We start from the raw sequence: 24038 nt of genomic DNA, 5'->3' as shown, positions 1-24038 counted from the left end.
AGGCTTTTGCCTTGAATAAAAATTAGTTTTATTTGTGCGTAAATTCTAAGAGGTAGTTTTTGGTCCAGCTCGTATGCCGTTGTAAGGGGATAGTCGGATTGCCTTGCTAGGGGAAAGATCATCATAATTAGGCATTATTAAAAGTACTACAGTATGCTGTTTTTGGGAACATGCTAGTGTTTGTGGCTTTCTTTGTGCTGTTTCTCTGTGATCTTGTACAATGGATGTAATAGCAATAATTCTACTGTGCGAAACATCAGATTCCGATGGGAGCGCTTCGTTTTGACATAAACCAAACCCAGCAGCAATCACACCTAATAATAAGTGCGACAAAGCGGTTTTAATAATCAATCGTTTGCGGAGTTTTTGCCAATAGTTAATGACGATCATAATCTGTGCATTTTAGCATTTTTTAGCAAAAGAAAAAACCCTTATTACAAGGGGAATAATTTAATAAAAGGAATTTTAATAAGATGATAGGTTTATAAAAACTCGCTTTTTTTTCGGTAATGATAAGCGAGTTTTTGTTAATTTAACTTCCCTTAATCCAACCATACTAAAAATTGAATCAAGGAAAGGAATAAAGAAAGAAATATTATTCCACCATTAATTGCCCCATCATGCCCGTTGTTTCATGTTCAATAATGTGACAGTGATACATGCGAAGCCCAGGAAGATTTTGCTGTATTTTGATGGTAAGTTTTTCGTGTGGTCGCAAATTAATGGTATCTTTTAAGGCAATATAATCAGGCTGAGTTTTTTTACCATTTAACTCGTGCGATTGTACAATAAATTGTGCGCCATGGATGTGGAAATTGTGATCCATATGGGAATTATTGAATATTGTCCATTCTTCAATATCGTGAATTTTGCTTTTTAGATCAATTCGCGACATGTCATGACGTTTACCATTAATTAAAAATAACACACCACCACGCGGCTCTTTCATATCCATCACTTCGGTATATTCCAGTAATTTATGGACGACAACAGGCCCCATATTAGGTAGTTGGTTTAATGTGTTTGGTAAGGTGATTGGATCGGATTTAGTCAGTGTTAACTCACCTAATATTATATCTTGTTCTGGTGGTACATTGCCCATTTTATTGCGATCATAACCGATTGATTGTAAATATACAGTACCAGTTTGTTTTGGTATTATGACTAATTCAGCACGTTCAGCCGGAGTTAATAATAAGGGTTTGGTAAGCAGATAGGGTTTAGCTAATAGTCCACCATCAGTGCCAACTAAAAAAACATCGCAGTTAGGGATAGAAAGATTGAGATATCGACCTGAACACGAATTCCATACTCGGATATGTGTGGCTGAATCTATTTTGATTTTTGGGCGGTAACTGCCATTTATCAATACAAATTGGCCTTCACGTCCATTCATCCAATCAACCATTGAATTATCAGCAATTTGGCCTTTGTCGGTTAATTTTAAGTCAGAAAAGAACCAATTTTGTTCAGGGAACGATGCAAGTGGATCGTGTTTGCTACGAACAATAAATGTACCAGCTAAACCTCGATAAACTTGTTCTGCTACTGTATTGTGTCCGTGAGGATGATACCAATAAGTGCCAGCCGTATCTTTAGGAATGGTAAACTCATAAGTTCGACTGCCTCCTGCTGGAATTTCGTTTTGTGGGTTGCCGTCTTGATCAGATGGAATGAGCAAGCCGTGCCAATGAATTGTCGTTGATTGAGTAAGTTCATTTTTTACAGTGATTTTAACATGGTCTTCTTCAAATACTTCAATTTTCGGACCAGGTATCATTCCATTATAGGTCCAAAATTCCGTAGTTAAATCTGGCGTTAATGCAATTTTGGTTGGTTTTATATGTAATGTTGCTTCAAAAATACCTTTTTGCTTGCTCTCATTTTTTAAGTTGGTCAAAGTTGGTAGATCCATTCCTTGTGGTAGTGCTGAAGTCGATAAAAGTTTTTGCGGCATTTGATTGTGATTCATGTCCATATTCATGTGTTGGTGCATATTATCCCCCTTTTGACATTCATCAGAATGAGTATCACACATTGTGTCATGCATATTATTGTGCCCCATTTGGGCTATAGCTTTAGTTGCGACCAATCCACCGATAGCTGTGGTAATATTTATCAAAAAATTTCGGCGTTTCATGATGTTCCTCAAAAATAGTTAAGTTTAACAATAACCTGCTGGTTATACTGATAAAACAAATATCAATATAATTCAGTTATTACGTGTTGTGTTACTTACTGCTTTTATTTACATAAATCAATTAAACAGCTTGCGGCGGTCTTAACTCTGGAATAAATTCGTTATATTGTAGAATAGGCTTAATGGGCAGATATCGTTCACTGCTAGACGAAATATAAAGTTTTGTAGGAAAATGAGAATTTAAAATATTACAGGTTGAACACTGATGAAACAAAGCACAAGATGATATGATCGTGTTTTTTCGCAAAACCAAAACTGGCTCGTTAGAAATAGATTCGTGTTTAGGTGTTAATTCAGATGTGAAATGAGCAGAATGACAAGTTAAAGCTGGTGATAATAGTAAGTTAGATAAATGCCATGAAGAATAACTAAACCAAAATAGTATTGATGCTAATACAATTATTTGGCAAATTGGTTTATTTTGGGGTGTTATAGGCATCTTGATATCTCGCTATTTTTTGTAAAATAAATAATAGCCCTACTTAAAGTTTAAATATCACCTTGATATAACTAGTTTAATTTAATTCTATTGATTTGTCGACTTGTCTATTAATATATTAAAAATACTAAAATTTTAAGTTAATGTGTAAAAAAAATAAGATAATTATGACGTGTTCTGGTATGATATTTATCAATAATAATTGGCAAATAATATTGATATGAAGATTCTCTTTGGTGTTCAAGGAACAGGAAATGGCCATGTCAGTCGTTGTAGAACTTTAGCTAAAGCATTAAAAAAAGCTGGAGCTGATGTTGATTATATTTTTAGTGGACGTGATCCTAAAGACTATTTTGATATGCAAGTTTTTGGTGATTATAAGACTTATCGAGGTGTCACCTTTGCAACACTAAACGGTAAAATTAATTTTCGTAAAACCATACAACGAATTCGCGCTTTCAGGCTGATTAAAGACGTGCGGGAACTCGATTTATCAAAGTATGATTGTATTATTAGTGATTTTGAGCCAGTCACTGCTTGGGCCGCACATCATCAGCAACGTGACTGTTTAGGTATAAGTAATCAGGCCGTATGCCAATATCTTAAACCTAAAGAATATGGGTTAGTTGCCAATGTAATTATGAAATATTATGCGCCAGTTACTAAACCTATTGGTTTGCATTGGTTTCATTTTGGGCATAAGTTATTGCCACCGATGATTGATTCATTTAATGACACACCAACAGAAGATGGCAGCATTGTGGTTTATTTGCCGTTTGAAGGTATAGATGAAATCATTGGTATGTTAAAACAATTTCAAGATCATCAATTTATCTGTTTTCACCCAGATATAAAGCAAGAATCGCAACGAGGTAATATTAATTTTCAACCTCTTAGTCGTAATAGTTTTACGCAAGCTTTAGTCAATTGCTCTGGCATTATTTCAAATACGGGCTTTGCATTGATTTCTGAAGCATTAACGCTTGGTAAAAAGATTCTTACTAAGCCTGTGGTAGGTCAATTTGAACAAATTTATAATGCTCAATGTTTACGATCTCTTGATATGGCAACGGTTATGGAAAGTTTAAACTGTATCAAACTTAAGTATTGGTTAGATTTACCTTCACCAAAACCAATAATATACCCTGATGTTGCTACAGAATTGTCTAATTGGATCGTTGCTGGACAAAAAGAGTCGTTACTTTCTTTAAGCGAACGACTTTGGAGTCAAACTATCTTTCCTGAGCATGTCAATCAGCGAATAAAATCTTTAGGGTATGTGTAAAGGAACGGATATGATATTAAGTATTATTGTAGCCATGGCCGATAATCGTGTAATTGGCTTAAATAATCAAATGCCTTGGCATTTACCTGCAGATTTGGCATGGTTTAAAAAAAATACACTTAATAAACCCGTTATTATGGGAAGGAAGACATTTGAGTCTATTGGTCGTCCACTACCAAATCGTCATAATATTATTATTTCAAAGCAAGCACCAAGTGAATGTAATTCAACTCAAAATGTAAGCTGGGTTCAATCAATTGATGCCGCCATAGTGTTAGCCCAAGAACAGAATGTTGATGAGGCATTTATTATTGGTGGTGGTAATATTTATAAGCAGACTTTACCGTTAGCAAATCGACTTTATTTAACGCACATAGATGCGGAACTACAGGGGGATACCCATTTCCCTGATTATTCACCTGAGCAATGGCAAGTTATTTATCAAGAAGGACACCAACCTGACGATAAAAATAGCTATTCATATCAGTTTGAAATTTTAGAGAGAAAGCAATAAATATTAAACTTAATTGCCACTAAAAAAGTGGCAATTTAACATGTTAATTAACCTTGAAAACGTTTAGCTTTAATAACATCGGGTAGTTGTTTTATTTTATTGAGCACTCGATTTAACGAATCTTGATCAAAAATTTCCATATCTACGTCGATAGTGGCTAATTGTTGCTTCATATCTGAACGGCTCATTAAACCAAGAACATTAACCTTTTCATTAGCTAAAATCGTGGTGATATCTCGCAATAAACCACTTCGATCGTTGGCAACAATCTTTATCACCATGGTATAACTTGATTGGGTATTGTTGTTCCAAACAGCGTGAGTAATACGTTCAGGCGCATGATTTTTAAGGTCTTGCAATTGCTCACAATCAGCTCGGTGAATTGAAATACCTCGCCCATGAGTTACAAACCCCACAATTAGATCGCCAGGAATAGGGCGGCAACAGTTTGCAATGGTATACATTAAGTTACCCACACCCTCAATAATAATTTCACTTCCTTTTTTGTTGTTGAATTTATTAGTATTTTTAGATTGTATATTCGTTTTTTGGGCAATCTGTTTTAATGCTGCTTCATCTTCCTCTTCAGCAGTTGGTTTATTAAATTGTGCATTGATAAAGTTAACTAATTGGTTAATCCTTACATCACCACTACCAATACCTGCTAATACCTCGTCAAATGAATGAGCGTTATATTTATTAATTAAGATTTTTTCGACACTTTTTACACTAATGTTTAAAGGTTCAAGTTCACTTTGTAAAATTTGCTCACCTGTGGCGATATTTTTATCTCGATCTTGCTTTTTAAACCAGGCTTGAATTTTAGCTCTGGCACGACTACTATTAACGAATCCTGTATTCGGATTTAGCCAATCTCGACTAGGATTTGGTTGTTTTTGGGTAATGATTTCAACTTGATCGCCCATTTTTAAATTATAGGTAAATGGTACAATTCGCCCGCCTACTTTGGCTCCAATACAGCGGTGACCCACATCGCTATGTATATGATAAGCAAAATCAAGTGGAGTTGACCTAGCAGGCAAGTCAACAACATCACCTTTAGGCGTAAAAACATAAACTCGGTCATCAAAAATTTGGCTACGAACGGCTTCTTGTATTTCACCACTTTCCGACATTTCTTGTTGCCATGTTAATAATTTACGCAACCAAGAAATTCGTTGATCATAAGCTGTCATTTTGTCGGTACTGCCTTCTTTATATTTCCAATGTGCAGCAATACCTAGTTCAGCCTCATTGTGCATTTTTTCAGTACGAATTTGAATTTCGATTGCTTTATCTTGTGGACCATAAACAACAGTATGGATCGATTGATAACCATTTGGTTTAGGATTTGCTACATAATCGTCAAATTCTTTTGCGATATGTTTATAATGGCTGTGGACAATACCTAATGCATTATAACAATCTTCAATACGATCGCAGATAATGCGCACAGCACGAATATCATATAAATCTTCGAATTGAAGGTGTTTACGCTCCATTTTTCGCCATATACTATAAATATGTTTAGGACGACCGTATACCTCAGCTCGAATATGATCTTGATTCATCAAATCTTGTAAATGGCTTACAAATTGTTTGATGTACAGTTCACGATCTAATCGTTTTTCTTGCAATTTTTTTGCTATTAATCGATATTCATCTGGATGTAAATAGCGGAAGCAGAAATCTTCTAGCTCCCATTTTAATTGACCTATGCCTAAACGGTTGGCTAAGGGCGCATAGATGTTAAAACATTCTTTAGCTGCAAGGACCTGTTCTTCTTGAGGTGCATTGATTAAATTGCGTAAGTAGGTAATGCGTTCTGCCAATTTAATCACTACACTTCTGAAGTCATTTACCATCGCTAGTAGCATTCGGCGAATACTATCAATTTGTTCGGAAGTAGCACTGCCGTTACGAATTGCTCGTAATTGGCGAATTTCTTTCATCCTAACAATACTAGAAATAATATGAGAAATTTCACGATCAAAATCTTCTGGAATATCTTCTCGGCGAATAATTTTGCTATCAACAAAAGGAAGCAATAAAGCCGCACATAAACTATTAATATCCATATTAAGTGTCGATAGAATTTCGACCATTTCTATCGCATTTTGGAAACAGAAAATTTGCTCTGATGCACCTGCGCTGTTTTCAAAACAAAAATCCCAAACTTCTCTAAACTTCTTATAAGATGCAGGATTAGTTAATAACAATTCTTGTTTTACCCATTGTTCTACATCAAATTGAGCAAGGGAATAGTGTTCTTCACTATGTTGGTGTGCGCCTCTAATAGATACCATAACTTATGTTCCTGATTTTATTAGCAACAACATTGATTCAATGTGTTTGGTTTGCGGAAACATATCTAAAATAGCAATTTGAGCAATTTGATATCCTGCATCGATAAGTTGTTTACTATCTCGAGCTAGTGTAGCAGGATTACACGATATATAAACAATTTTTGATGGTGCTAATTTTGCAATTTCTATTGTTGCATTAAACGCTCCTGCTCTTGCTGGATCTAATAATACTTTATTATAATTATATTGTGATTGACTCCATATCGAAAATTGTTGAGAATCATCTAAATTGCTGGTTAAAAAATTAGTTTCCGCACAAATCTCAGTATTATTTAATATAGCGTTGAATTTTGCTTTTTCAACCAAGGTATCAACACCTTCAACTCCCGTTACAGTTTTACTTAATTTTGCTATAGGTAACGAAAAATTGCCCATTCCGCAAAACAGATCTAAAACCCGATCTGTTGGTTGTAAAGTTAGCCAGTTAAGCGCCTGTTCGATCATCTTTTGATTAATTTTACAATTTACCTGAATAAAATCTAGAGGGCTGAATGTTAATTTTAAATGATTAATTAAATAAAAATGCTCAGTATTACCGGCAATATGTATTAAATCATCGCCGTGAAAATAAAGTGAAATATTGTTATTTTCGGCAAATTCTTTTAATAGGTTAACATCATGATTGCTTAGAGGCATAGTGTGCCTTAAAACAAGAATAATACCACTATCGACCGAAATTAGTTCAACGTGACCCAGTACTTTTTTCTGTTTTATGTTATTGAGCATGCTTTGTAATGGTGCTAGCAATGAATCTAATTCATCAACTAATACAGGACAATGTTTGATATTGATTATTTGATTAGATTCTGCTTGGCGAAATCCAATTGCTAATTGGCCTTTAACGATATTAATTGAAAGTCTTGCACGTCGACGATAATGGTAAGGTTGATCGGCAATAATTTGCGGTGAATTTTTAACGATATTTGATAAAGGTTGTCCTGTCTCTTTTTGTAATAGATTTATCAACGCATCATATTTTGCTTGTTGTTGCATCTGTGGTGCAATATGTTGTAGCTCACAACCTCCACATTGTTGATAATATTCACATAGAGGTTTAACGCGGTATTTGCTTTGATTATGATATCTAATGACTTTAGCTTTAGCGTAATTTTTCTTATTTTCAGTTAACTCAATATCAACGGTTTCATCAGGCAAGGCTGATTTTACAAAAATTGTTTTACCTTTATGATTGGCCACACCTTGCCCAAAGGCATCTAAAGATGAAATAGTTACTGTCAATTTTTGTGGTGTGAACTTTTTTCTTTGTGGAGTGTAAAAATTAACCATAGACGTTTTTATTTATGTTAAGCGTTTTAATAAAGCTGTTTTGACATGTAGTGGTACTAAATTTGTTATATCACCGCCATGGTAGGCAACATCTTTTACTATTGTCGATGAAATAAATCCCATTGCAATTGATGGCATTAAAAAGATAGTGTCTAAATCAGATTTTAATGCACGATTCATTTCGGCAAGTTGCCTTTCGTATTCAAAATCGTGTGTTGTACGAACGCCTCGAACGATAACTGTGGCATTATGGGTTTGTGCAAAATTAGCCATTAAATTGTCAAAGCCAATAACTTCGACATTGAGTAAATGTTCAACTGCTGTTGACGCTAAATTTACGCGTTCTTCTAGAGTAAAGAGTGTTTTTTTATTAGGATTTTCGGCAATAGCGACAATTAATCGAGGAAACAGTAACGAAGCTCGTGTAACAAGATCAATATGACCATTAGTGATGGGATCAAAAGTACCCGGAAAAATAGCAGTTAAACTTTTGCTTTTCATATTTAATATTATCCATTAGGTATGATGACTGTATCATACCTAATTTTACTTAGGATTGTTAGTTTAACCGTGCAAAATTCTTTTGCTCAAATTGTTAGATTTCTAGTAATGTAAATATGAAAAAGCTAGATGTTATTAATATACGGCAATAATTAAGTCAAACAACTTATTGATTTATAAAAAATTGGTAAGCAGTGTAATGTTCATATATTTGTTCTGGTTGTAAAAAGCAGCTTGGTTGTGGCCAGTCAGGATGATTAGGGCTGTCCGGTAAAAATTGGCTTTCTAATGCTATGCCAGCAAAATTTCCACATTCACCATTATGCCGGTTTGGTGTATGTTGTAAAAAGTTACCTGTATAAATCTGTAATGACGGTTTGGTTGTAGTAACATTCATTGTTACTTTTTTATCAGATGAAATGAGTTGAGCGGCTATCGCTTTGGTTTTATCTAATAAATAAGCATGATCATAACCACCAGTTATTTGCCTTTCTGCGCTTTCAAGTAGTTTTTCCGATAAAAGTTTTGGTTGACGTAAATCCATATCGTGCATGGCAACACTAGCTAAGCCCTTATTAGGGATACCATTGGCATTAACTGGCAAATAATAGTTAGCATTTACTTTTAATCTGTGATTAAGTATATTCTTGCTTATTTCACCATCTAGATTAAAGTAAGCATGATTAGTCAAATTCACTGGCGTAGTTTTTGTTGTAGTTGCATTAAACAAGATAATTACTTGATTGTCATCGGTGAGTTTATACGTTACAGTTACATTCAACTCACCAGGAAAACCTTGATCACCATCAGGTGAAATCAAAAGGAAGGTCACTTGCTGATCGGAGCAAGTTTGAATTAACCATAATTGTTTATCGAAGCCTAATTTTCCGCCGTGTAATTGATTTACACCTTGATTCGCAGTGAGATAATATTGTTTATTGTCAATATTAATAGTAGCATTGGCAATACGGTTAGCATATCGGCCTATTGTAGCACCTAAATAGGCATCCTGTTGTTGGTATTGTTCAAGTGAGCGACAGCCGAGTAGCACTTCACGAGTCTGTCCATTAACGGGCAATTCACAGGAAAGCCATGTAGCTCCCCAGTTTGAAAGTTTTATTCGCATTCCTTGTTTATTGGACAGTTCAATAATTTGCGTTATAGGCATATCGCGTGTGCTCCTTCACTTGGTTTACAGACATAAAAATCTTCTTTAATACCGAATTTTTTAGCATAACTATCGCTAACAACGGTTTTAACAGCATCAACTTTATCTTTTGGTACTATTGCCACAATACAACCACCAAAGCCACCGCCTGTCATGCGAACACCGCCTTGTTCACCAATTACACCGTGAATTATTTCAACTAGATAATCAATAGCGGGGACTGTAATTTCAAAATCATCACGCATTGAATTGTGACTCTGTGCCATGAGTTTTGATAATAATTTATAATCACCATCTGTAAGAGCTTGTGCTGCCTTTAGTGTGCGCTCATTTTCAGTGATTACATGATGAGCTCGTTTAAAGACAATTGGATCGAGCGTGTTTTCAATATGTTGTAATTCAGTTAAGGACGCGTCTCTTAAGGCTTTTACCCCAAGGGCTTGTGCTGCTGCTTCACACTGTTTACGTCGAGTATTATATTCACTATCAACTAATCCTCGTTTGATATTTGAATTGATGATAACTACAGCAAAATCTTTAGGAATTGAGACTGGTTTAACTTCTAATGAACGACAATCAATTAATAATGCATGTTGGCTTTGTCCAAGGGAAGATATTAGTTGATCCATGATGCCACAATTGCAACCAACAAATTGGTTTTCGGCCTCTTGACCAATTAGGGCTAACTTGGTGCCATCTAAAGCCAAGTTATAAAGAACTTGGAACATTTTAGCTACCGCAACCTCTAGAGATGCTGATGAACTTAGTCCTGCTCCTTGAGGAACGTTTCCACTAATAGCAAAATCGACGCCATGGATATTATTTGCATATTTTTTTAAGTGCTTTACCACCCCACGTATGTAGTTAGCCCACATATAATCTGGATGTTTTTCAATAGGAGAATCTAAAGAAAATTCATCTTGTTGATTATCATAATCAACCGCAATAACTCGAACAAGATTATCTGAACGTTTGTGACAACTTATTATCGTTTGATAATCGATAGCACAAGGTAAAACAAAACCATCATTATAATCGGTATGCTCGCCAATCAAATTTACACGACCGGGGGCTTGTATAAGTGTATCGGGTTTATAATCAAATTTAGATTCAAATGCTTGTGTAGTTGCTTTGATTAATGCGTTCATCTATTTATCCTTTTTGTCTTTATAATGCACATCACTAACGTTACGTAACCTTTCAGCTGCTTGCTCTGGGGTTAAATCACGTTGTACTTCGGCTAACATTTCGTAACCTACCATAAATTTTTTTACTGTGGCGGAACGTAATAAAGGGGGATAAAAATGTGCATGTACTTGCCAATAATCATTTTTATCTTGCATAAATGGCGCACCATGCCAGCCCATAGAGTATGGGAAAGAGCAATGAAATAAATTATCGTAGCGACTCGTTAATTTTTTGAGCGCAATTGCTAAATCACTTTGTTGTTTGTCATTTAATTGGGTTAATTGTGGAATGTGAATTTTTGGTAATAATAATGTTTCAAATGGCCATATTGCCCAAAAAGGAACAACGGCAAGCCAATACTTAGTTTCTACAACGATTCGCTCACGATTAATAAGTTCCTTTTCAGCATAATCAACCAATAAATTGCGATGATATTTTTCAAAGTAATTACGCATATTTAGATCTTCACGCGCAATCTCATTTGGTAAAAAGCTATTTGCCCAAACTTGTCCATGTGGATGAGGGTTAGAGCACCCCATTGCTGATCCTTTGTTTTCAAACACTTGTACCCAAGGATAGTTTTCACCCAACTCCTGTTGCTGTTCTATCCAAGTTTTAATTACTCCTTCAATTGCAGGTAAATCAAGTTCAGGTAATGTTTTACTGTGATCGGGTGAAAAACAGATAACTCGACTAGTACCTTTTGCGCTTTGCATTTGGAATAAAGGATCGGCGTTTTTTGGTGATTCTGGAGTATTTTTCATTAATGCTGCAAAATCATTAGTAAAAACAAATGTTCCCTTATATTGGGGGTTGATATCTCCTGTTACCCGTTTATTTCCTGGGCACAAAAAGCAAGTTGGATCATAACTTGGTTTTTGCTCTTCGTTTAATACTTCTTGTTGTCCTTGCCATGGGCGTTTTGCCCTATGTGGTGAAACAAGTACCCATTGATTGGTCAATGGGTTGTAACGACGATGAGGATGGTCAACTGGGTTAAAAATATCCATTTTTGCCTCTTCTGTTAATTTTGTATGTTTTATAAAATGTATTATTAATCAGGATAGCCTTGAGGGTTATTTGATTGCCAATTCCATGAATCTTTTACCATGTCATCAAGCGTGAGTTTGGTTTTCCAACCTAATATTTGCTCAGCTTTATTAGCATCAGCCCAGAATGCTGGTAAATCACCTGCTCGTCTTGGGGCAAAGTGCCAATTAAGAGGTTTTCCTGATGCTTTTTCAAAAGCTTTAATGACTTGTAATACGCTATAACCAACACCTGAGCCTAAATTGTAAATATGCACACCAGCTTTGTTTTGATCGGTTTTGAGTGCAGCGATATGCCCATCGGCCAAATCAACAACATGTATAAAATCACGAACGCAAGTTCCATCAATTGTTGGATAATCATTACCAAAAACAGCTAATGACTCTCTTTTGCCTACAGCAACTTGGGTAATATAAGGCATAAGATTATTAGGAACACCAAGTGGGTCTTCGCCCATTAATCCACTTGGATGGGCTCCAACAGGATTAAAATAACGTAGTAAAGTTAGTGACCAATCGGGCTCAGCAACGGCTAAGTCCATAATACATTGCTCAACCATTAATTTACTTTTTCCATACGGACTAGTAGGTAAACCTTGTGGTAATGTTTCAACATAAGGAACAGGGGCTAATTCGCCATAGACAGTGGCCGACGAACTAAATACTAACTGTTTAACGCCAGCAGCTCGCATTGCTTTCATAAGTACGATACTGCCGTAGACATTGTTTTCATAATATTCTAGCGGTTTGTGGACTGATTCACCGACTGCTTTTAAACCAGCAAAATGGATCACCGCTTTAATGTCATGTTCTGAAAAAATCTTAGTTAATAGTTTTTCATCGCATACATCGCCTTGATAAAAAATGACGGATTGCCCAGTAATTTTTTGTATTCTATCTAGTACTGATGCTTTACTGTTAAACAAATTATCAATAATAATTGGTGTATAGCCAGATTTAATTAGTTGAACACATGTGTGACTTCCTATATATCCACAACCACCAGTTACTAATATTTTCATAATAAAACCTTCATCTAGTTTAATAATAGTTATAGTGAGTGTCTGCTAATTTTCAGACTCTTCACTGTTGTTATGTTTCCACAGATCCCATGGTCCACGCCCTGATAATGTAAAGGATGAAATAAGCGTAAAACTAAATGCGATCAAGCCAAGGATTAAATATGCTCCTTCGAAACCTATTTTAACATACATTAACCCCGCAAAAGTGGACATAAACATGATAGATAATTGTTTTGCAAAACAAAATGCAATTAAGTAAACAGTTGCTGATAAGTGAATAGGGAAGTGTTTAGTAATATATTTAAATGCACCGACAAGTAATAAAGGTGCTTCGAACATATGTAGCGTTTTTAATATCACCACTTCAACAGCTGTGCTGGCAAATGCTGAGCCAGTAATACGAATGGACATGATAGCACCAGCAATGAGTAATGTATTTTTACTGCCTAATTTCATTACAATCAGAGGAGCAAAAAACATCACAGTGGCATTTAAAAATTCACCAAGCGTAGTTACATAGCCGAAAGCTTCACGACCCACTTGTTCGTTAGTAAAAAATGAGGTGAAAAAGTTTGCAAATTGTTGATCAAATACATCATAAGTACAAGCAACCCCAACAATGTAAAGCATGAAAAACCATGTTTTACGCATACTAAGTAAATCAAGGGCAAGTTTTAGATTGAATGGCTTTGGTTTATTTAATCCCATTTGCTCAACAACTTCAGTCGTTGTGGTTTTTGCAGGATCGGCGATTTTAACTAAAATTAAAAGAATCAATGCAAATCCAGAACATAACCAAAAAACGGCATTGACATCTTTAGAAATCATAATTCCAACAAACGAAGCACATATAGCCCAACCAAAACAGCCAAACATGCGACAGCGACCAAATTCAAAACCACTACGTCGACTTATTTTTTCGACAAGTGCTTCAATAGCTGGTGCCCCACCACTAAATACCATACCAAGATAAAGCCCTCCAACAATTGCGCCCAAGGTGACATTTAATTTGAGTAATGGCCCTAAAACGAAGATAAAAAATGGACCAAATAGTACAAGAAGAAGTGTGATAACCCAAAGAAGGTGTTTTTTTAATCCTAGTTTATCAGAAATTAACCCGAACAAGGGTTGAAAAAAAAGCGCAAATAGTGAAATAAATGAAAAAACGTACCCAGTATTTGCCTCATCAAGTCCGTTCATTTTTAGCCAAACGGGAAAAAAAGGGCAGTATGCTCCCATAATAAAAAAGTACAGAAAGAAGTAGAGACTGAATATCCAATAATTCTTATTACTTAGTGATGACTTTATTTTTTGATTCATAATGAACTTCCTATGTTAGGCTTTAAATGACCACACAATCATTTAAAAAAACTTCTGTATGTATATGAACAGGTAAGTTATTTGTTGAGGCGATAATAGCACTAAAATAATTTTGAAAAAGTGATCTAGATAACATTTTATGAAATCGATTACATTTAATGTTAAATTAATTTTTGTTAAAAAGTTTCAGGTAAATATGTGTTTGAGTATAATTTTTGTATTTTATGATGACAATAGTGCAAATTAAAGATCGGTAATCTACTAGATAGGAGGTTTAAAATAATTAATTGGAATAAAAATAAAATAAAACAAATAAAATGCAATTAATTATTGAAAACGATTACATCTTATCTATCTACACTCTATTTGGTCTATTGTAATTGACTATGATTTAAGTAAGCTAAACAATTGACATTTATACTAAAACGTATATTTACCTGAAACTTTTTGACAAGGAATTTTTTATTAATTAGAATTAGCTTAACTTTTTATTATTAACTTGTTTAATCCCAGTTAGATAGGAAAAATTAGATAACCTAATGGTTAATTACCTAGTTTTAATTGATTTTATTCGTTCCTCAAAATCTGACCAATAATAATAACCATCATTATTAACAGAAGCATTTTCCAAATGAAGTTGATAATGTTGTGGTAAATTATTGTCATCAAGTGCTAGCCCGTTATGGAGTTGTTCAAAACTTTGATAAATATATTCGGCTTTAAAAAAGTATTCGCCTGTAGATAGGTGACGAAAACGCTGTAAAGCTACTTTTCCACCAATTGGGGTTATTTCAAATTGATTTGGTAGTTGGTAGTCTTTAAAGTCTAATGCCCCCAGTAATGAAGCGATGGTACTATCGTGTCCAACAAGTAAATTGACTTTACTATCTTGTAGCATAAGATCGTTTATCATGTTGATAATAAGTGCAGCTGAGTGTTTGGCAAGCGTCTTAGAATGGCAAACTAAATTTATATATTGATTACGAATTGCGCTAATTTGTTGCCACTGCTCTTGGCTAGTCAGTCTACCCCATGCAATTTGTTCTTTTGGAAAGGCTGAATAGTATTGCAATAAGAATGCATCAACGGCTGAAATACCTATCGCAAGTGGTCCGAGGAGTGCTGGTTCTTCATGTTTTTTAAAATAAAGTTCGGATGGAATATCGGCTAAATCGCATTTATATTCAGCATATAATTTTGAATGCTTATAATCTAAAATATCTGAAAGAGTTTCATAAGCTGGTGCTAGGCTTTTAAAAATATTAGCTGCTTTGTCAGCTTCTTCAATATCACGCAATACCGCATTTTTAAACTCAGTTGAATCGTCTTGCAAGCTAGGATCGAAAATCGGATCCATTTTTTCAATGGCATATTTATGATGAATAGGAATATCATACCCAGCAAAGGCACCAGCTGTCATAAATTGAGCGGTCGCGACAGTTCTTTGCAAACTATTAGAATACACGAATAATTCAGTATTATGTTTTGATAATTTTATATTGTGTTTTTCAAGCCAAGTCGATAAATAGCGGCCAAAATAAACTTCTAATATTCCACCACGAGTGGTCAAATAACCATATGGATGATCCCATTTAGGCCATTTAAAGGGAGTCACTTTTTCTAAAAACTGCAAAGTATTTTGTAATGGCGTACGAATACCATGACGGCTAAGTATAACGATTTTATCTAATTGGTAATGGTTATTTTTCATTTTGTGATCCATCCTTGTTTATGTAAATAATCTAAAATAAAATCACGTTGTTCATTATTTATTGTATTTGCAATTTTATCACTCCAACCACCGGTTTTTTGATTAGTACTACGGTTTTGATAGTAATCACCTATTTGGGTATCATATTTTGCTAAAGTTGCATGATCAAGTGGTTGATATTGGTTTTCAAAAAAGAGAAGCTCTTTAGGTAACCTCGGTTTTATTTCTGGATTATGATCGGGGTAACCAAGGCAAAGCCCAAAAAGAGGAAGAACATATTTTGGTAACTCAAGTAATTGGGTTACTTTATCAAGATCATTTCGCAGTCCACCAATATACACAGCACCAAGTCCTAAGGATTCAGCCGCTATTACTGCATTTTGAGCCATAATTGCTGTATCAACACAGCCCAATAATAACTGCTCTGCTTTGCCAAGATTGAGTGTTGGATCAATTTGAAAATGACGATTAAAATCGGCGCAAAATACCCAAAATTCAGGAGCTTGGTTAACATATTTTTGATCACCAGCATAATGAGCTAGTTTTTCGCGTTTTTGAGGATCTGTAATACGAATAATTGTCGAACATTGAATAAAGTTAGAACTAGAAGCCGACTGTGCTGATCGAACTATAGACGCTATTTGTTCTTGAGTTAAACTAGTTGTTTTATAAGCACGAATAGAGCGGTGTCGACAAAGTAGATCGATGGTTTGATTTTGCATAGTGGCTCCTTAGCATAATTATTTGTTTACAAATTGAAGATCCCAAACGCCATGGCCTAAATTTTGACCTCGTTTTTCAAATTTAGTAATTGGTCTATCATCAGGTCTCGGAATATAGTCACCGCTTGGTGATAAATTTTCAAAACCTTCAGCTTGGGTTAAAACCTCTAACATATGTTCTGCATAATGTTGCCAATCGGTAGCTAGGTGCAAAATTCCACCTAATTTTAATTTTTGTCGAATTAACTGTACAAATTGGGGTTGAATAATGCGGCGCTTGTTATGTCTTGCTTTATGCCAAGGATCAGGGAAAAAAATTTGTACTTTGTCTAATGTATGATTAGGGATCATATTTTCTAATACTTCAACAGCATCGTGACACATCACTTTTAAGTTTGATAATTGATTTTCTCCAATTGCCATCAAACAAGCACCAACGCCAGGTTTGTGGACTTCGATTCCTAAAAAATTCTTATCTGGTGCATTTTTAGCCATTTCAATTAACGAAGCACCCATACCAAATCCAATTTCAAGAACAACCTGTTTGTTAGAGTCAAAAACCATTGGTGAATTTACATCATATTCAATACCAAATACCGGCCATAAACTTATTAATGCCTGTTCTTGGCCTTTTGTTAAACGACCTTGCCGTAAAACAAAACTACGAATGGTTCTTTTAGATTTGATATTTTCGTTATCTGAGTTTAATTGTTCGTTCATCACGTTATCTACTTTTGTTGTGGAATTTATTAAAGCCAAAGAATGGTTTGTTAGTTAGTTTACTCGATTTTGAGTTCACAGCAAAAGCATCTTATGGCCAAATTGTTTTATTTAATGATTTATAAAAATATATCAAATATTTTCAATATATTTTTATATTGTAGTTGAGCATAATCGATAAATGATTATATAATTATAGCCCCAGTTTAACCGATTACGAATAAAGTAATCATGAATACATGCTTGAGGATTTCTCGTGCCTGATATGAAGCTTTTTGCTGGTAATGCCACACCAGAACTAGCAAAACGTATAGCTAATCGTCTTTATACTTCTCTTGGTGACATTGTGGTAAGCCGTTTTAGTGATGGTGAAGTTAATGTCCAAATCAATGAAAATGTCCGTGGTGAAGATGTTTTTATTATTCAATCAACTTGTGCTCCTACCAATGACAATTTAATGGAATTATTAGTTATGATCGATGCAATGCGCCGAGCATCTGCTGGTCGTATTACTGCTGTTATTCCTTATTTTGGTTATGCAAGGCAAGATCGTCGAGTTCGTTCGGCTCGTGTACCTATTACTGCTAAAGTTGTTGCTGATTTTCTATCAACTGTTGGTGTCGATAGGGTATTAACCGTTGATCTTCATGCCGAACAAATTCAAGGCTTCTTTGATGTGCCTGTTGATAATGTATTTGGTAGCCCTGTTATTTTAGAAGATATGCTACAACGTGAGTTTGATCGCCCAATTGTTGTTTCCCCTGATATTGGCGGAGTGGTGCGTGCTCGTGCGATAGCTAAACTACTTAATGATACTGATATGGCAATTATTGATAAACGTCGTCAACGTGCCAATGAAGCAGAAGTGATGAATATTATTGGCGATGTTGCTGATAGAGATTGTATCTTAGTTGATGATATGATTGATACTGCTGGAACACTTTGTAAAGCAGCTGATGCTTTAAAAGCTCGAGGTGCCAAAAGAGTATTTGCTTATGCTACCCACCCGATATTTTCAGGTAAAGCAGTAAGTAATATTAAAAACTGTGCCATTGATGAAATTGTTGTTTGTGACACAATTCCATTAACGGCTGAAGTAAAAGCATTGAAAAATGTTCGCCAATTAACATTATCAGGTATGCTTGCTGAAGCAATTCGTCGAATTAGTAACGAAGAATCAATTTCAGCAATGTTCCATCAATAACCTATTTTATCATTGGTATAATGCCCCTTTTTTGGGGCATTTTTATCGATAAAATCTAGTGACAATAAAAATATTATGACAACGATAAAACTGATTGTAGGACTCGCCAATCCCGGAAATGAATATGCAGCAACAAGGCACAATGCAGGTGCGTGGTTTGTTGAGCAATTGGCTGAACGTTATAATCAATCATTAAAAAATGAACAAAAATTTTTTGGTTACACATCACGAATCAACATTTCAGGTCATGATGTACGTTTATTAGTTCCAACTACTTTCATGAATTTAAGTGGTAAAGCTGTTCAAGCTATGGCGACATTTTACCAAATAAAGCCAGAAGAGATCTTAGTTGCACATGATGAACTCGACTTAAATCCCGGAATAGCTAAACTTAAGTTTGGTGGTAGTCATGGTGGGCATAATGGGCTAAAAGATATTGCTAGTAAATTGGGAAATAATTTAAATTTTTATCGGTTAAGAATTGGTATTGGACATCCTGGCGATAAAAATAAAGTTGTTGGTTATGTTTTAAATAAGCCATCTAAACCTGAACAGGAATTAATTGATAAAGCTATTGACGAATCTTTGCGTTGTACAGATATCTTATTGTCTGATGGAATAGACGTTGCAATGAACAAGTTACATGCTTTTAAAGCTTAGTTAAATTGTTGAATGTTTCAATAACGTAAAAATCAATAAATATCCACTTTAATAAAAAAATCCACCTAAAATATTAGGTGGATTTAATTGTCTTAATATACTCTTTTAAGAAAAAAGATGGGTTACATTACCACCTTTTTCAGCAATTTTTTTCATTACTTCTTTAATTAACCATGTATTCATTGCTGCGGTATCATCAGTATTGCCTGGATAATTCAGTTCTTTCGCTAAATTTTTCCGTGCATCTAAACTACTATCTATACCTAATAATTTCAATAGATCAACGATAGATGTTTTCCAATTAAGCGTTTCAGGGTGCTTTTTAGCTAAATTCTCAAGAATAGAGGAAACATCAACATTAGTTTCAGATGCGCTTTGCTCTACTTTATCTTGGACTTTCTCTGAACCACTCGATACTGTATTTTTAACAGATGCGGTGATATTTTCAACTTTATCCTTCACAGCATCAACAGCATTATCTACTTTTGCTTGAGCATTTGGAAATACTTTAGAAAAAATGTTATTTAAAATGTTCATATTACATCTCCTTTAAATTTAAACTGCTTTAAAAAAACTGCTTAACGATATAGATGTAGAAAAGATCACATTCAATATAGCGCTTAAAAGAATGTAATGTCAAAATTATTACACATTAATAGCATTTTCTGTATTACGATAAAGTGTTTACTAAGATATAAAACAATTATTTTAAATATTTTTCTAATATTAACTGAATTGAGGTAGTAAGTGCCTTCCAGTTGACTTATACAATTGGTCAACCAATTATAATCTTTTTATTGATACTATTGGATTAAGGCTAGGCCATGCTATTTGTGCTATTGTTTTATGGACTTTTATTAGAGAAAATAAGTGGAATAATCAAAGCTAACCTTTATAATTAGCTTTCATTTTTATAAAACTGGCAGATATTATATTAATAGTATTTGCCAGTTTTTTATTTTGTTCTTCTAATTTTGAGTTATTTGTGAACTTTTTATAAAGTGTTAATTAAGTGAAAATATTCTTTTTTTAAGGGACTTTTTCATTCAAATAAGATAAATTACTTAAACATTGGTGGAAAATATTTTTGCATTTTAGTTATTACTATTTTTTAATAAAAGGCATAATTATGCGTTATAACGAACCACAAATGTTGACGTCAATTTTGACACAAGCCTCTTCTCTGTCTAAGATTCAAGATAGAACTAATGCATTATGCTCTTTAGCTAAAGTTGTTTATGATTTATTGCCTTCACCATTAAATCAACAATGCCGAGTTGCTAACTATCGCCAAGGTGTGTTGATTTTAGAGGTTAGCTCAGCTTGTTGGTTAACTAGATTGAAATATGAACAAAGCAATTTAATTTCTGAAATACGAAAAATTATTTTACCATCCTTATCTTCTATTCAATATCAGATTAATCCAGATATTTCAGTGAGGTGGTCACAGAGCAATTATCAAAGTGATAAGTCATCTTTAGCTTCAAGTGTGATGACACAAAAAAGCGCAATGTTTCTATCTGCATTAGCAGAAAATGCACCAGACAAGTTAAAAAAACAATTGATAAAACTTGCTAACCATGCAAAATAAGCGCTGATAATTAGTCTTCAATTTTATAAAATTATATATCTTAAAGATATAAGGAGTGAATAATGGATAAAGGTATGCTTACTTATCTGATAATTGGATTTGTGATTGGTTTTATTATTTGTTTCATTTTTATTAGTGTTATTAGTCCTAAGGCACGTAAATATGCCAAAGTTAAACAAGAGTTAGATCAAACAAAAGATGAATTAATAGCCCAAAAACAAATGATTGCTAAACATTTTTCACATAGCGCAGAAATATTGGATAATATGGCTAAAGATTTTCGTCGCCTTTATCAACATATGGCTGAAAACTCCAGTCAATTTATGGATAGTGGTAATATTCAATCTTTAGATTTTGATTCAAATACAGATTCTAACGAAACAAAAGAAATTACGCTTGATAAGCAGCCTAGAGATTATTCTGATGATTCTTCAGGTTTATTTAAAACGGATGAAAATAAATCTTAACCAATGATTTTATTCTCCGTTACTTAATATTCAAGCAATTTTATAGAGTGTAAATTTTTGTAAAAGCGAGAGTTCTGAGATGATTAATTCATTAAAACAACAAAAAAAATTATTAAGTATTTTAGCTTTAAGTTTAGGAATAAGTTTATCTGTACTTCCGAATACTTATGCAGCTTTTCCTCCTGCCTCAACCGATAATAATACGCAACTGCCAAGTTTGGCGCCTATGCTTGAAACTGTATTACCATCAGTTGTTAGTATTAAAGTTGAAGGAACAGCTCAAATGCAAAATAATATGCCAGAAGAATTTAGACGTTTTTTTGGTTATCCAGATAGCCAATCAAGGGCGTTTACAGGTTTAGGTTCTGGTGTGATTATTGATGCAGAAAAAGGCTATGTTGTTACGAATAATCATGTTATTGATGGTGCTGATAAAATTACGGTTGCTCTAAACGATGGGCATGAATTTAAAGCAAAACTAATCGGTAAGGATCCACAAAGTGATATAGCATTACTTAAAATCGATGATGCCAAAAAATTAACAGCTATTAAATTAGCAGATTCTGATAATTTACGTGTTGGTGATTATGCTGTTGCTATTGGTAATCCATTTGGCATTGGTCAAACTGTTACTTCAGGGATTATTTCAGCTTTAGCTCGTAGTGGACTTAATATGAATGGTTTTGAAAACTTCATTCAAACAGATGCTTCAATTAACCAAGGTAACTCTGGTGGGGCACTTGTGAATTTAAATGGTGAGCTTGTTGGTATAAATACCGCAATTATTGCTCCAAGTGGTGGTAATGTAGGGATAGGATTTGCAATTCCTAGTAACATGGTAAAAAGTTTAACTTCTCAGCTTATAGAATTTGGTGAAGTAAAACGTGGCGTGCTTGGTATCAAAGGTAATGAATTGACATCGGATATAGCAAAAGCGTTTGATGTTGATGTTCAAAAAGGAGCCTTTGTTAGTGAAGTTATTGAGAATTCAGCCGCACAAGCAGCAGGAATTAAATCAGGCGATATTATTGTCTCGATGGATGGTAAACCAGTTGATAGTTTTGCTGAACTACGTGCAAAAATTGCGACAACTGGAGCAGGGCGAACTGTTAAGCTAGGTTTAATTCGAGATGGCAAAACAATATCTGTCGATGTAAAACTAAAAAATAGCGACGAGACAACAACGGATGCGAAATCGCTACATTCTGCTCTTGATGGTGCAACGCTTAGCAATGGTGAAATTAAAGGCCAAAAAGGTGTTTTAATAGAAAGCATTGCTAAAAATTCGCCTGCGTCTCGACTCAGTTTGCAAGAGGGAGATCTTATTACTGGAGTTAATAAAGAACGAGTAACTAATATTGCAGATCTTAGAAAAATTATTGATAGTCACCCATCAGTAATTGCATTAAATATAATTCGTGGTGATAGTCGTTTATATTTAATTTTACGATAATTAGTCATTTTTTATATCGTCGATGCTTTAGCATCGACGAAAACTTTAATTTTAACCTTTATATAGATGTGTTAAAATCTTCATTATTCTTCCCATTACAATTCTGAAACTAATGCTCAAAAAAATTCTATGGCCAATATTAATTGGAACGGTTTTAGCTATTGTGTTATTGATTATTTTTCCTTCTTTACAAAAAGGAAACCAATCAAATTTTCCAACTTCAATTTTTCATGATGATCCATTAAGTTTTTCTAGTGCTGTTAAAACAGCAGCCCCTGCAGTAGTTAATATTTATAGCCGCTCAATTAATTCTTTTTCTCAGGAATCACAAGATAGTCCAATAACTCCGCTCGGTTCTGGAGTAATTATGAATGGGAATGGGTATATTGTTACTAATTATCATGTAGTTGAAGATGCAGAACAAATTATCGTCGCATTGCAAGATGGACGAATATTTGAAGCTTTATCTGTAGGCTCAGATAAACTTGTTGATCTAGCGGTATTAAAAATAGAGGCTTCAAATATCCCCACTATATTGATAAATCCTCAACGCGAACCTAAAATTGGTGATGTCGTATTAGCCATAGGGAACCCTTACAATATAGGGCAAACTATTACACAAGGTATTATCAGTGCTACAGGTCGTGATGGATTGAGCCCATACAGAAGGCAAAATTTTATTCAAACTGATGCATCAATAAATCATGGCAATTCAGGTGGAGCGCTGGTAAATAGCAAAGGTGAATTAATGGGAATTAATACTCTTACCTTTGCAAAAAATCTAGGCAATGATATTCCTGAAGGAATTGGATTTGCTATCCCAACTGCATTAGCAGTTAAAATCATGAATAAATTAATTCGCGATGGAAAAGTTATTAGAGGATATATAGGAATTGATGGATTAGAATTTGCACCAACTCAAAATCCAAGTGATATGCCAGTGGTGTTAGGTATTTTAGTCACCAGAGCGGAAGGTCCTTCATTACAAGCGGGAATACAAGCTAATGATATTCTGATTATGGTAGATAATAAACCTGTTAAATCAATTGTTGAAACAATGGATCAAATAGCTGAGTTGAAACCTGGTACAATTGTCCCCATTATAGTTCAGCGAAATGGGGAAAAGATTGAACTGCAATTAACAATAGGTCAATTACCTGTTTAATTGTTC

The 24038-nt window shown here is 34.4% G+C and carries 23 protein-coding genes; 8 read left to right on the top strand and 15 right to left on the bottom strand.

The features are described from left to right. Window positions 1–45 precede the first annotated feature (45 nt). The 3 genes from J6569_RS01285 to J6569_RS01275 form a co-directional block, all read right to left on the bottom strand. Entirely contained in the window at window positions 46–390 is a 345-nt protein-coding gene (locus J6569_RS01285) for a hypothetical protein (RefSeq protein WP_296317255.1), read from the bottom strand. Between the two features lie 205 nt (window positions 391–595). Then, window positions 596–2140 carry a multicopper oxidase family protein gene (locus tag J6569_RS01280; RefSeq protein ID WP_174798684.1) on the bottom strand — a complete coding sequence of 515 codons (1545 nt, stop codon included), beginning with the start codon at window positions 2138–2140 and terminating at the stop codon, window positions 596–598. Window positions 2141–2261: 121 nt separating this feature from the next. Continuing rightward, a complete protein-coding gene (locus tag J6569_RS01275) occupies window positions 2262–2639 on the bottom strand; it encodes a hypothetical protein (RefSeq protein WP_296317253.1) in 378 nt (125 codons plus the stop codon). A gap of 220 nt (window positions 2640–2859) precedes the next feature. Between J6569_RS01275 and J6569_RS01270 the strand changes: the two genes are divergently transcribed. Next, on the top strand, window positions 2860–3924 hold the full coding sequence (locus J6569_RS01270) for an MJ1255/VC2487 family glycosyltransferase (RefSeq protein WP_296317250.1): 1065 nt from the start codon (window positions 2860–2862) through the stop codon (window positions 3922–3924). 10 nt (window positions 3925–3934) lie between these two features. Then, on the top strand, window positions 3935–4438 hold the full coding sequence (gene folA, locus J6569_RS01265) for a type 3 dihydrofolate reductase (RefSeq protein WP_174798681.1): 504 nt from the start codon (window positions 3935–3937) through the stop codon (window positions 4436–4438). A gap of 47 nt (window positions 4439–4485) precedes the next feature. On the opposite strand, the gene relA is transcribed toward folA, so the two are convergent. The 11 genes from relA to trmB all read right to left on the bottom strand — a co-directional run bounded on the left by relA (window position 4486) and on the right by trmB (window position 17495). Then, the gene (relA, locus tag J6569_RS01260) at window positions 4486–6744 is read right to left on the bottom strand and encodes a GTP diphosphokinase (protein ID WP_296317247.1); all 2259 of its coding nucleotides are present in this window, start codon (window positions 6742–6744) and stop codon (window positions 4486–4488) included. A gap of 3 nt (window positions 6745–6747) precedes the next feature. Then, the gene (gene rlmD, locus J6569_RS01255; protein ID WP_296317246.1) at window positions 6748–8091 is read right to left on the bottom strand and encodes a 23S rRNA (uracil(1939)-C(5))-methyltransferase RlmD; all 1344 of its coding nucleotides are present in this window, start codon (window positions 8089–8091) and stop codon (window positions 6748–6750) included. Between the two features lie 12 nt (window positions 8092–8103). Next, window positions 8104–8592, bottom strand: coding sequence for a pantetheine-phosphate adenylyltransferase (gene coaD, locus J6569_RS01250; RefSeq protein WP_065575058.1), 489 nt, complete (start codon window positions 8590–8592; stop codon window positions 8104–8106). Between the two features lie 166 nt (window positions 8593–8758). Further along, the gene (gene galM / locus J6569_RS01245; RefSeq protein WP_296317242.1) at window positions 8759–9760 is read right to left on the bottom strand and encodes a galactose-1-epimerase; all 1002 of its coding nucleotides are present in this window, start codon (window positions 9758–9760) and stop codon (window positions 8759–8761) included. After that, window positions 9751–10908: a galactokinase gene (galK, locus tag J6569_RS01240; RefSeq protein WP_296317240.1), complete on the bottom strand. Its 1158-nt coding sequence runs from the start codon at window positions 10906–10908 to the stop codon at window positions 9751–9753. The genes galM and galK overlap by 10 nt, the downstream gene beginning before the upstream one ends. Beyond that, entirely contained in the window at window positions 10909–11958 is a 1050-nt protein-coding gene (gene galT, locus J6569_RS01235; RefSeq protein WP_065589413.1) for a galactose-1-phosphate uridylyltransferase, read from the bottom strand. Between the two features lie 44 nt (window positions 11959–12002). After that, window positions 12003–13019 (bottom strand): UDP-glucose 4-epimerase GalE, encoded by a 1017-nt coding sequence (gene galE / locus J6569_RS01230; protein WP_065589414.1) that lies wholly within the window; start codon window positions 13017–13019, stop codon window positions 12003–12005. A gap of 45 nt (window positions 13020–13064) precedes the next feature. After that, window positions 13065–14339 carry an MFS transporter gene (locus tag J6569_RS01225; protein ID WP_065589415.1) on the bottom strand — a complete coding sequence of 425 codons (1275 nt, stop codon included), beginning with the start codon at window positions 14337–14339 and terminating at the stop codon, window positions 13065–13067. Window positions 14340–14886: 547 nt separating this feature from the next. Next, window positions 14887–16050, bottom strand: a complete 1164-nt coding sequence (locus tag J6569_RS01220; protein WP_296300468.1) for a histidine-type phosphatase — start codon at window positions 16048–16050, stop codon at window positions 14887–14889. Beyond that, complete coding sequence (nfsA, locus tag J6569_RS01215; protein WP_065609093.1) at window positions 16047–16772, bottom strand: oxygen-insensitive NADPH nitroreductase; 726 nt, start codon at window positions 16770–16772, stop codon at window positions 16047–16049. The genes J6569_RS01220 and nfsA overlap by 4 nt, the downstream gene beginning before the upstream one ends. 18 nt (window positions 16773–16790) lie before the next feature. Beyond that, on the bottom strand, window positions 16791–17495 hold the full coding sequence (trmB, locus tag J6569_RS01210) for a tRNA (guanosine(46)-N7)-methyltransferase TrmB (RefSeq protein ID WP_366941220.1): 705 nt from the start codon (window positions 17493–17495) through the stop codon (window positions 16791–16793). A gap of 253 nt (window positions 17496–17748) precedes the next feature. Here trmB and J6569_RS01205 point away from each other — a divergent pair, with 253 nt between their 5' ends. Then, a complete protein-coding gene (locus J6569_RS01205) occupies window positions 17749–18696 on the top strand; it encodes a ribose-phosphate pyrophosphokinase (protein ID WP_034915766.1) in 948 nt (315 codons plus the stop codon). A 75-nt stretch (window positions 18697–18771) separates the two neighbouring features. Further along, window positions 18772–19356 (top strand): aminoacyl-tRNA hydrolase, encoded by a 585-nt coding sequence (gene pth, locus J6569_RS01200; RefSeq protein WP_065561443.1) that lies wholly within the window; start codon window positions 18772–18774, stop codon window positions 19354–19356. A gap of 105 nt (window positions 19357–19461) precedes the next feature. Here pth and J6569_RS01195 read toward each other — a convergent pair whose 3' ends face one another. Further along, window positions 19462–19893, bottom strand: coding sequence for a DUF3597 domain-containing protein (locus J6569_RS01195; protein ID WP_174798674.1), 432 nt, complete (start codon window positions 19891–19893; stop codon window positions 19462–19464). Between the two features lie 592 nt (window positions 19894–20485). On the opposite strand from J6569_RS01195, the gene J6569_RS01190 reads away from it, so the two are divergent. The 4 genes from J6569_RS01190 to degS all read left to right on the top strand — a co-directional run bounded on the left by J6569_RS01190 (window position 20486) and on the right by degS (window position 24032). Next, window positions 20486–20947 carry a DciA family protein gene (locus J6569_RS01190; RefSeq protein WP_034914376.1) on the top strand — a complete coding sequence of 154 codons (462 nt, stop codon included), beginning with the start codon at window positions 20486–20488 and terminating at the stop codon, window positions 20945–20947. 62 nt (window positions 20948–21009) lie between these two features. Continuing rightward, complete coding sequence (locus J6569_RS01185) at window positions 21010–21414, top strand: YhcB family protein (RefSeq protein WP_065561406.1); 405 nt, start codon at window positions 21010–21012, stop codon at window positions 21412–21414. Between the two features lie 79 nt (window positions 21415–21493). Next, a complete protein-coding gene (locus J6569_RS01180; protein WP_065609090.1) occupies window positions 21494–22867 on the top strand; it encodes a Do family serine endopeptidase in 1374 nt (457 codons plus the stop codon). Between the two features lie 112 nt (window positions 22868–22979). Next, a complete protein-coding gene (gene degS, locus J6569_RS01175) occupies window positions 22980–24032 on the top strand; it encodes an outer membrane-stress sensor serine endopeptidase DegS (protein ID WP_174798672.1) in 1053 nt (350 codons plus the stop codon). Window positions 24033–24038 lie beyond the last annotated feature (6 nt).

The organism is Gilliamella sp. (genome assembly GCF_024104075.1).
Classification (GTDB): domain Bacteria; phylum Pseudomonadota; class Gammaproteobacteria; order Enterobacterales; family Orbaceae; genus Gilliamella; species Gilliamella bombi.
Note: the sequence above shows the minus strand (reverse complement) of the source record. Positions and strands in the feature narration are given on the sequence as shown.

Coding starts and splice junctions, on each gene's coding strand:
- J6569_RS01195 (WP_174798674.1), bottom strand. CDS start 19,893: ATGAACATTTTAAATAACATTTTTTCTAAAGTATTTCCAAATGCTCAA.
- J6569_RS01225 (WP_065589415.1), bottom strand. CDS start 14,339: ATGAATCAAAAAATAAAGTCATCACTAAGTAATAAGAATTATTGGATA.
- coaD (WP_065575058.1), bottom strand. CDS start 8,592: ATGAAAAGCAAAAGTTTAACTGCTATTTTTCCGGGTACTTTTGATCCC.
- galM (WP_296317242.1), bottom strand. CDS start 9,760: ATGCCTATAACGCAAATTATTGAACTGTCCAATAAACAAGGAATGCGA.
- rlmD (WP_296317246.1), bottom strand. CDS start 8,091: ATGGTTAATTTTTACACTCCACAAAGAAAAAAGTTCACACCACAAAAA.
- degS (WP_174798672.1), top strand. CDS start 22,980: ATGCTCAAAAAAATTCTATGGCCAATATTAATTGGAACGGTTTTAGCT.
- J6569_RS01185 (WP_065561406.1), top strand. CDS start 21,010: ATGGATAAAGGTATGCTTACTTATCTGATAATTGGATTTGTGATTGGT.
- galE (WP_065589414.1), bottom strand. CDS start 13,019: ATGAAAATATTAGTAACTGGTGGTTGTGGATATATAGGAAGTCACACA.
- folA (WP_174798681.1), top strand. CDS start 3,935: ATGATATTAAGTATTATTGTAGCCATGGCCGATAATCGTGTAATTGGC.
- J6569_RS01285 (WP_296317255.1), bottom strand. CDS start 390: ATGATCGTCATTAACTATTGGCAAAAACTCCGCAAACGATTGATTATT.
- J6569_RS01270 (WP_296317250.1), top strand. CDS start 2,860: ATGAAGATTCTCTTTGGTGTTCAAGGAACAGGAAATGGCCATGTCAGT.
- galT (WP_065589413.1), bottom strand. CDS start 11,958: ATGGATATTTTTAACCCAGTTGACCATCCTCATCGTCGTTACAACCCA.
- pth (WP_065561443.1), top strand. CDS start 18,772: ATGACAACGATAAAACTGATTGTAGGACTCGCCAATCCCGGAAATGAA.
- J6569_RS01180 (WP_065609090.1), top strand. CDS start 21,494: ATGATTAATTCATTAAAACAACAAAAAAAATTATTAAGTATTTTAGCT.
- J6569_RS01275 (WP_296317253.1), bottom strand. CDS start 2,639: ATGCCTATAACACCCCAAAATAAACCAATTTGCCAAATAATTGTATTA.
- relA (WP_296317247.1), bottom strand. CDS start 6,744: ATGGTATCTATTAGAGGCGCACACCAACATAGTGAAGAACACTATTCC.
- galK (WP_296317240.1), bottom strand. CDS start 10,908: ATGAACGCATTAATCAAAGCAACTACACAAGCATTTGAATCTAAATTT.
- J6569_RS01220 (WP_296300468.1), bottom strand. CDS start 16,050: ATGAAAAATAACCATTACCAATTAGATAAAATCGTTATACTTAGCCGT.
- nfsA (WP_065609093.1), bottom strand. CDS start 16,772: ATGCAAAATCAAACCATCGATCTACTTTGTCGACACCGCTCTATTCGT.
- J6569_RS01280 (WP_174798684.1), bottom strand. CDS start 2,140: ATGAAACGCCGAAATTTTTTGATAAATATTACCACAGCTATCGGTGGA.
- J6569_RS01190 (WP_034914376.1), top strand. CDS start 20,486: ATGCGTTATAACGAACCACAAATGTTGACGTCAATTTTGACACAAGCC.